Source organism: Myroides injenensis M09-0166 (genome assembly GCF_000246945.1).
GTDB lineage: Bacteria > Bacteroidota > Bacteroidia > Flavobacteriales > Flavobacteriaceae > Flavobacterium > Flavobacterium injenense.
The window spans coordinates 22,130-31,771 of the sequence record NZ_BAEX01000035.1; the positions used below are offsets into that span (position 1 = coordinate 22,130).

The 9,642-nt window shown below is 32.4% G+C and carries 7 protein-coding genes; 2 read left to right on the forward strand and 5 right to left on the reverse strand.

The window, feature by feature from the left end; all coding sequences use genetic code 11:
* The first annotated feature begins 42 nt into the window (after positions 1 to 42).
* The gene (locus RH98_RS07415) at positions 43 to 2,787 is read left to right on the forward strand and encodes a TonB-dependent receptor (RefSeq protein ID WP_010252545.1); all 2,745 of its coding nucleotides are present in this window, start codon (positions 43 to 45) and stop codon (positions 2,785 to 2,787) included.
* A gap of 776 nt (positions 2,788 to 3,563) precedes the next feature.
* Here RH98_RS07415 and RH98_RS07420 read toward each other — a convergent pair.
* The 5 genes from RH98_RS07420 to RH98_RS07440 are packed head-to-tail and all read right to left on the reverse strand — an operon-like array spanning position 3,564 to position 6,781.
* A complete protein-coding gene (locus RH98_RS07420; RefSeq protein ID WP_010252547.1) occupies positions 3,564 to 4,418 on the reverse strand; it encodes a TPM domain-containing protein in 855 nt (284 codons plus the stop codon).
* A 3-nt stretch (positions 4,419 to 4,421) separates the two neighbouring features.
* Positions 4,422 to 4,862 carry a TPM domain-containing protein gene (locus RH98_RS07425; RefSeq protein WP_010252549.1) on the reverse strand — a complete coding sequence of 147 codons (441 nt, stop codon included), beginning with the start codon at positions 4,860 to 4,862 and terminating at the stop codon, positions 4,422 to 4,424.
* Between the two features lie 2 nt (positions 4,863 to 4,864).
* Positions 4,865 to 5,461 carry a LemA family protein gene (locus RH98_RS07430; RefSeq protein WP_010252551.1) on the reverse strand — a complete coding sequence of 199 codons (597 nt, stop codon included), beginning with the start codon at positions 5,459 to 5,461 and terminating at the stop codon, positions 4,865 to 4,867.
* 13 nt (positions 5,462 to 5,474) lie between these two features.
* A complete protein-coding gene (locus RH98_RS07435) occupies positions 5,475 to 5,804 on the reverse strand; it encodes a MerR family transcriptional regulator (RefSeq protein ID WP_010252553.1) in 330 nt (109 codons plus the stop codon).
* Positions 5,804 to 6,781 (reverse strand): M23 family metallopeptidase, encoded by a 978-nt coding sequence (locus RH98_RS07440; RefSeq protein WP_010252555.1) that lies wholly within the window; start codon positions 6,779 to 6,781, stop codon positions 5,804 to 5,806. The genes RH98_RS07435 and RH98_RS07440 overlap by 1 nt, the downstream gene beginning before the upstream one ends.
* Before the next feature lie 223 nt (positions 6,782 to 7,004).
* Here RH98_RS07440 and alaS point away from each other — a divergent pair, with 223 nt between their 5' ends.
* A complete protein-coding gene (alaS, locus tag RH98_RS07445) occupies positions 7,005 to 9,632 on the forward strand; it encodes an alanine--tRNA ligase (protein ID WP_010252557.1) in 2,628 nt (875 codons plus the stop codon).
* Positions 9,633 to 9,642 lie beyond the last annotated feature (10 nt).

A 9,642-nucleotide genomic window follows, 5' to 3' on the forward strand; every position in this document is an offset into this window, starting at 1 on the left:
CGGTCTTTGTGTTATTACAAAGACCGTTTTTGTTTTAAGATTATGAGAAGTATTTGTTTCTATATTTTAGTTTGTTTCATATCAGTGAGTGCTTTTGCCCAAAATTCTTTCACGATTAAAGGGCGAGTAATAGATTCACTATCTAATCCATTAGAATCTGTTACTGTATTTGTGACTAAAGTTAAAGATTCTACTTTAGTTGAATATTCCTTTACAGATGCAAAAGGAAACTTTGATGTAAAATTTAAGAATCAAGGAGAGGCTATTAGTTTTAAAGCTACTATGATTGGTTTTGAAGATTATACTAAGTTATACAACAACGGAATTAAGGAAGATATAGATTTAAATACGATTGTTTTAAAAGATCTATCTACTAATTTAGATGAGCTAGTTATTAGAGCAGAGGTTCCACCTATTAGGATTAAGAAAGATACCTTAGAGTTTAACGCATCGTCTTTTAAAGTGCGACCTGATGCAAATCTTGAGGAGTTGTTAAAGCAATTGCCAGGTATTCAAATAGATGATGATAAAAAAATTACAGCTAACGGTAAAGAGGTTAAAGAAATTCTAGTCAATGGTAAACCTTTTTTTAGTGAAGATGGAAAAATAGCACTGGAAAACCTGCCTTCAGAGATTATAAATAAAATACAGGTAACAGATAAAAAATCTAAAAAAGAAAAGTTTACAGGTGAGTTAATACGTTCTGATAATGCTAGCATTAATATAACTATTGATGAAAACAAGAATAAAGGTGTTTTTGGAAAGATTTCTGGTGGATATGGTTCAGACGATCGTTACGAAAGTAATCTTTTCTTAAACAGCTTTAATAAGCGTCGCAAGATTAGTGTGATAGGTTCTGCAAATAATATTAATGCTAACAGCTATTCAATGAATGATGTCTTTGACAATATGAGAGCTGGTAAAAGTGGTAGTGGAATTACGGAATCGAGATTACTTGGTGTAAATTTTGTAGAAGATATTAACGACAAACTAGTCGTTAATGGTAGTTATGATTATAATTTTGGAGAAATAGAGAATTGGAATAAAAGTTCAATAACTCGTTTCTTGCCAACGGGCGAATTTGCAAGTGATTCTGAATCTTCTTCTAACTATGGAAACGAAGGTCATCGAGGGAATATTTCTATTGATTATATAGGAGAAAAGGATGCTTTATACATAATGCCTTCTTTCAATAAAAATCATACTTATTCAAACTCTTTGTCGCAAGAATCATCCTTCGATGAAGGCGGAAAATTGTTGAATGAAAGTAATTCTAAGTCCTATGATATAGGAGATTCAAATAGTTTTGGCAATGCTGTTCGATACACTCGAAAGTTCAAAAAAGAAGGGCAATTTCTATCAGTAGATTTTAGTAATTCTAACAGTATTTCTACAAGTAATTCTCTTTATGAATCTAATACTTATTTTTATCAATCTGAGAAAGAAGATGATATTAGAAGACAAAGTATAAACAATAAAAGTATTTCTGATAGTTACAATTCATCTATTGAGTTTAGCCAGCCGATTACAGATTCACTAGTTATAAAAGTAGGTACTCGCTGGGAATATTCACAGAATATAGATGATAAAGATGTCTATGATTATGATGAAGTTACAGGTATGTATTCGATTATAAATCATTTGCAAACAAATAAGTATATCACTACTGTAAAGGAGACAAGCCCTTATGTTGGAATTTCAATTATGAAAGAAAAATTCTCATTGAGTCTTGAGTCTGCTACTATTATTGCAAAGAATTCTGCATATGCCTTATTCAATCAAAAAGAATATAATATTGATAAATACTACATTGATCCGAGAGTAAGTACTTTTTTTAATTACAATTTAAGTAAGGGAAAGAACTTAACAGTAATATATACTTATTTAGTGAATTATCAGTCTGCTAGTCAGTTATTAGACATTACTGATATTTCAAATCCATTGAATACAACTATTGGAAATCCAGATCTGAAACCTACTGGTCAACATAGTATGAATGTGTATTATCGTTCTTATGATGTACAGAGTCGAACAGGTTATAGCCTTTCAAGTGATTTATCGTTATTTAAAAATAATATTGTGAATTATACGCAATACGATGAAGATCGAAAAAGTATATCTACTTATCGAAATGTTTCGGGAGATTATAGATGGGGACTATCTGGAGAATGGTATAAAACAGGGAAATGGGAAGAACATTCATTGCGTTTTGGTATACGAATGCGTTACAATCAATCATTTTCAAAAGGATATATAGATGGGACAAAATTTGATGCTACATCAAATGCACTGACACCAAATATTTATTTAAGTTATGATTATGGTGAGTTTCTTACTATACGCCCGTCGTACAGTTATAATTATAATTGGACAACATATTCTAATTTCTCAGTGGATAAAGCTAGTTATTATGGGCATAATGTAGGGTTAAAGATAATCTCATATTGGCCTAAGAATTTGGTTATTGGTAATGATTTTGCTTATAACTATAATTCTAGAATGGCTAAATCTTTTAAACGTGATTTTTATATGTGGAATCTAAGTGCTTCTTATGACTTCTTTAAAAATAAGTTTACTGCCAAAGTAAAGGTTTATGATGTGTTAAATCAAAATACAAGTGCTAGACATACCATTGATCCAATGCAAATAGTAGATAGTGAAAGTTTAGTTTTAAAACGTTACGTTATGTTCTCACTAACTTACAAGCTTAATGAGTTTGGTGGTAAGAAAGGAAGAAACAAAGGAGGTAATTACGGTTCACGTCCTACTAGGATTAGAGTGATGTAGTTTTTAGCATCTTATGTTAGTTCGTTTTTAATAGATTCTTATTAGTTAAGTAATATTATTTTCTTTGAGTAATATTGAAGGGCAGTCTCATGTAGTTTTATGGGAAATTAGCCTTTATAGAATGAGGTCGTCTTGACTTTTGTGAAATAAAAAAGGGGCATTGAAATTTCAGAAAGCTAGAAAGTCAAGATGACTTTATCTTATTATTGTTTATCCAATTCATTATAGCTATTTTATTACAGCCATTTTACTTTCAAACTTTTTAATAATTAATTGCTTAATGAATAATTGATTCATTATACGTCTTTATGACTATAGAGGATATGATTTTTTCAACAATGCTTCAACAGTTCTTCAAGATTGCTTCAACAAATAGCCTTCTATATAGAGCAATCATGGGGAATTGTTGAAGAACTGTTGAAGGATTTAGCTGGAGTCCTTATGAATACTAGCTTTGACAAGCATTCCAATTTTGATGCCTTAGATTTTCTTTTTATCTAAAGTGTTGTAATTTAATTAGATATGTTTTTTTGGCTTTAAAAAAAGTGTAGTGTTTTTTTGCTCAGATAGCTTTCGTTCTTTACGCAATTAAATCGATACCATTTTATCTAGTTAATAACATGGAATTTTATGACTTTTATCGTTATAGGATAAAAGAAGTTTCATAAAAGTAAAAAGTAGAGAAGACCTCAATATTGAAATTTAAGGTTTAATAAAAAAGGGGCAGTTTATTTTTTTATAAACTTGCCCCTTTTTATATATATTCTATTGTTTATCTACCAGCTTCCGCTAGAACCTCCACCAGAGAAACCTCCGCCCCCGAATCCGCCAGAGAAGCCTCCACCTCCGCCGAAGCCACCTCCGCCGCCAAATCCACCACCAGAGCCCCAACCGCTACCACCACCAGAGCGTCTTCCGAGATTGCTTAGTATAATAATGTCCGCTAGGTCAGATCCAAAACTACGTTGGCGTTTTCCACCACCACCGCCTTTTCCACCACGGTCATTTTTATCTTTGCTAAATAATATTGTTCCTACAATTAGGGCAATAATAATAAAGAGGCAAAATAATCCACCTATGCTATTATCTCCTTCCATGCGTACAGGATTATCATTTTGGTAAATACCTAATAGCATTTCGCGAACACCTTCTACAGCATTTTCAATTCCTTGGAAATAGTTACCATTTTTAAATTCTGGTATAACTCTGTTGCGTATAAGTTCACCTCCTTGTCCTGCTGTGATATAGCTCTCTGCGCCATATCCAGGATATATACCAAATCTACGTTCCTTATTAGCAAATAATAATATTACACCATTATCTTGACCTTTTTGTCCAATTCCCCATGTATGTCCCCATTTAGGTCCTAATAAATCAATGCTTTCGCCTTCAAGAGATTCTATAGATATAAATACTATTTGAGTAGATGTCTCATTTGCATAATCAATTAGTTGTCTCTCTAGTAGATTGCGTTGTTCGGTGCTTAGAATATTTGCATAATCATAAACACTTGTTTGTTTACTTCCTTGAGGTTTTTGAGGAATATTAAATTGAGCATAATTTAGCTGTGACAGCAAAAGTGTCAAAGATAAAATTACAAAGTGCAACAATTTATTAGGTAATTTAATCATGGATTAACCTTTAGATATTTCGTTTGGTAATTCGTTGTTAGAAGAAGAAGTGTCAGGAAATAAAAGTTGAAGTTTTTTTCCAGCTTTTGTAATTCCTAAGATTAGTCCTTCTTTATATTTCTCTTGTTTAAAATGATTGATGACTAGTTCTCTTGTTCCTTCCCAAAAGTTTTCATTTTGAACTTTTTTATCAATTCCTTCATCTCCAAGTATTACAAAAAAACGTGAATTAATACAGATGTAAAAAAGTACACCATTACGGTCTTTTGTTTTGTCCATACCAAGTTCAAAAAACACTTCTTTAGCTCGTTCTAGAGGTTCTTTATTTGAATTGGTTTCAATATGCACACGTATTTCACCAGAAGAGCCTTTCTCAGCATCAGTTATAGCTTGTACAATTTCTTGTTCATCTTGTGGTGATAAAAAATCTCTAGTTGTAGCCATTATTAAAAATTAAATTCTACTTCTACTGGTTTTTCTGCTCCTTCTATTGATTTGAAATATGGCTTCTCAGAATAACCAAACATACCTGCAAACACTGAATTAGGGAATCTCATTACATAGTTGTTGTATGACATGATAGCATCATTGAAACGAATACGTTGCGTTTGAATAGTGTTTTCAGTGCTTGCTAGTTCGTCTTGTAGTTTTAAGAAGTTTGTATTAGATTTTAACTCTGGGTAATTTTCAGATACAACTAATAACTTACTTAAACTAGAAGATAAGTTACTTTGAACTTTGCTGAAATTATCTAGCTGTTCAGGAGTCATATTACTAGGGTCAATTGTAACTTTAGTAGCTTCAGCACGCGCTTTTACGACGCTTTCTAAAGTACTTTTCTCAAAGTTAGCAGCTCCTTGAACTGTTTTTACTAAGTTTCCAATTAAGTCATTTCTTCTTTGATAAGCTGTTTCTACATCAGCCCATTGTTTTTGTTCTGTTTGACTTAATGTCATAGCTTGGTTTTTAATGCTAACACCATACATGAAAACACCAACAAAAATTACTGCTAATACAATGATTGGGACTAAAGCTTTTTTCATACGTTTTTTTTTATTAAAGTTCGTTTTTAATACTTATTAAGGTTTCTTTTATATATTCTAGTTTCTTTATTATTTCGAAATTATCAATTTTTCCTTTAGGTTGATTTTTTAAATAATCTTTAGCGCCGTCTAGGGTAAAACCTCGTTCTTTAAGCAAATGATGTATCAATTCTAAATTCTCTACATCGGCTGGCGTGAACATTCTGTTGCCTTTCGCGTTTTTTTTAGGATTGATGATATCAAACTCTTTTTCCCAATACCTAATTGTAGAGGTGTTTAAATCAAATGCCTTTGCGAGTTCGCCTATACTATAATATCGTTTATCTGGTAAATTTAGTTTCATTAGTCAAGTGATTGGTTTTCTTGGTTAGCCTCTTGTGATAATAACTCAAATTCTTTAGCTGATATTTCGCCATAGTAGTAATTTAATGGGTTAACTACATTTCCTAAATAGTGTACTTCGTAATGTAAATGGGGACCAGAACTTCGTCCACTACTCCCTACGAATCCTATAATGTCACCACGTTTTACGGATTGACCTTGTTTTACATTATACTTGCTTAAATGGGCATATCTTGTTTCATATCCATATCCATGGTTAATTTCAATTAGATTACCATATCCAGAAAGTTCATTATTCGCTCTAGTTACTTTTCCATCTCCCGATGCATAAACAGGAGTTCCTATATCAGCAGAAAAGTCCATACCAGCATGGAATTTTTTAATTTTTGTAAAAGGATCACTTCTGTAACCATATCCCGATGCCATTCTTTTTAAGTCTTCATTTTTTATTGGCTGTATAGCAGGGATAGACGCTAAAAACTGCTCTTTTCCTTTAGCTAGTTCAATAATGTCGTCTAATGATCTTGATTGAATAGCTATCTGTTTTGACAATTGATCTATTTTAGCGTTGGTAGATATTAGTATTTTTTCATTTGTTAATCCAAGGAACGCTCTATATCTATTAATACCACCTAATCCAGATTTTCTTTGTTCTTCAGGAATAGGAGAGGTGTTAAAGTAAGCTCTGTAAATATCATTATCTCTTGTTTCTATCTCTTCTAGTACTTCCGCAAGTAGGTCTAGTTTTTTATTTAGTAAAATATAATTAGTTCTAAATTCAGAAAGCTCACGCTCTTGCATTTTCTCTTTAGGAGTTTGCAGAATATCTGTGTTAATAAAGAAGAATAAAGATAATATACCAAAGGCTGCTGCCGTAGTAATAAATAAAAATACATTTCCAAGGTAACGAAGCCTTTTTGGACGTATTTTTAGGAACGCTAATTTTTCAGGGTCGTAATAATATTTTACCTTAGCCATATTTTAAAAAAACACTATTTTTGCAATAAATTTTTGATATTCATTTATGCTTAAAAAGTAGTTAGCTAACAAATTTATAAAATGTTTTTGTTTTTGCTATTCTTTGTAACCATAGTATTGTCAAAAAATAGTGTCTAATTCGTTAATTTAGCGATATTTTAACAAGTTAGGACAGAATTAAATTATAATAACAAAGAAAAGTAAAAATTAGTTTCCATAGGATATGAAATCACAAGAAATTCGTCAGAAGTTTTTAAACTTTTTTGAAGAGAGAGGACACATGATTGTCCCTTCTGCACCGATCGTACTTAAAGACGATCCAACTTTAATGTTTAATAACTCTGGGATGGCCCAGTTTAAAGAATATTTCTTAGGAAACGCCAAGCCTAAAAGTAATCGTATTACTGATACTCAAAAGTGTCTACGTGTATCTGGAAAACATAATGACTTAGAAGAGGTTGGAATTGATACTTATCACCATACAATGTTTGAGATGTTAGGGAACTGGAGTTTTGGTGATTATTTCAAAAAGGAAGCAATTAATTGGGCTTGGGAATTATTGACGGAAGTTTATAAAATTCCTAAAGATATACTTTACGTTACCGTATTTGAAGGTAGTGAGGAAGAGAATGTTCCCTTTGATCAAGAGGCTTATGATATTTGGAGTACGCTAGTTGATAAAGATCGTATTCTTATGGGGAATAAGAAAGATAACTTTTGGGAAATGGGGGATCAAGGACCATGTGGACCTTGTACAGAAATTCACGTTGATATAAGAAGTGAAGAAGAGAAAGCTAAAATTGCTGGTCGTGATTTAGTAAATGGAGATCATCCTCAAGTTGTTGAGATTTGGAATAATGTATTTATGGAATTTAACCGTAAAGCGGATGGTTCTTTAGAAAAATTGCCTGCTCAACATGTTGATACGGGAATGGGATTTGAACGTCTATGTATGGTTTTACAAGGAGTTCAGTCTAACTATGATACCGATGTATTTAGTCCTTTAATAGCTAAAGTTTCTGAATTAGCGGGAGGTAAGTACACAATAAAAGCTGCAAACGAGGAAGAAGAAAAAATTAATATTGCTATTCGTGTTATCGTTGACCACGTAAGAGCAGTAGCTTTTGCCATTGCTGATGGGCAATTGCCATCTAATAATGGAGCAGGATATGTAATTCGTCGTATTTTACGTAGAGCTATTCGTTATGCTTTCACTTTCTTAGATAAGAAAGAACCATTTATCTATGAATTAGTTGATGTTTTAAGTACACAAATGGGAGACTTCTTCCCAGAAATTACTAGTCAAAAAGAATTAGTAAAAAACGTCATTAGAGAAGAAGAAGCTTCTTTCTTAAGAACTTTAGAACAAGGACTACATTTGTTAGATAATGTAATTAAACATACAGAAGGTAAGGTAGTATCAGGAGTGAAAGCTTTTGAATTATATGATACTTTTGGGTTTCCTATTGATTTAACAGCTCTTATTCTTAGAGAAAAAGGCTATGAATTAGATGAGGCTGGATTTGATGCTGCAATGTTAGAACAAAAAACTCGTTCTCGTGCTGCTTCTGAAGTATCAACTGATGATTGGACTGTGTTAATCCCTGGTAATGTAGAGCAATTTGTGGGATATGATCAATTAGAGAATGAAGTTAAAATCACTCGTTATCGCAAAGTTGATAGTAAAAAAGATGGTAAGTTATTTCAAATTGTTTTAGATACTACACCTTTTTATCCTGAAGGTGGTGGTCAGGTAGGAGATAGTGGAGTATTAGTATCTGCTAATGATATGATTGAAGTTATTGATACTAAAAAAGAAAATAACCTTATTTTACATATTGTAAGAGAGCTACCATCAAATGTAGAGGCAACTTTAATTGCAAAAGTAAATGTTGATGCTAGAAAGCAATCAATGGCAAATCACTCGGCAACGCATTTGCTTCATCAAGCATTACGTTCAATATTAGGAACACATGTTGAACAAAAGGGGTCATTGGTTTCTCCAACGCATTTGAGGTTTGACTTTTCTCATTTTGCAAAAGTAACAGAGGAAGAATTAGCAGAAGTAGAAGCTTTTGTTAATGATAGAATCCATGAGCAATTACCTTTAGTAGAACGTAGAAGTATTCCATTTGCTCAAGCTATAGAAGAAGGAGCAATGGCTTTGTTCGGTGAAAAATATGGTGATGAGGTACGAGCTATTCGTTTTGGTGATAGTATGGAACTTTGCGGAGGAACTCACGTTGCAAATACGGCTGATATTTGGCAATTTAAAATTGTAAGTGAAGGTGCTGTAGCAGCTGGTATTCGTCGTATAGAGGCAATAACTAATAAAGCAGCTCGTCAGTTTTATAGTGAACAAGAAGATGTCTTAAAAGAGCTTAAAACAGTTTTAAAGAATCCTCAGGATACATTGAAGGCAGTTATTTCATTGCAAGATGAAAATGCTAAGCTTAAAAAACAGGTAGAGCAACTTTTAAAAGAAAAAGCTAAAAATCTTAAAGGCGAGTTGAAAGCAACTATAGAAGAGATTAACGGTATAGCTTTTCTTGCAGCAGTGGTTGATTTAGATGCATCAGGAGCAAAAGATTTAGCATATGAATTGGGTAATGAGTTTAGTAACTTATATGTATTGTTTGGAAGTGTATCAAATGATAAGCCAATGTTAACTTGTTATATTTCTAAAGATATTGTCGAAAATAAAGGTCTAAATGCTGGACAGATAGTTCGTGAATTAGGTAAGTATATTCAAGGTGGAGGAGGTGGGCAAGCCTTCTTTGCTACTGCAGGAGGTAAAAATGCTGCAGGTATTACGGAAGCTGTCGCGCATGCAAAAGATTATTTAAAGTAAATCATATTTT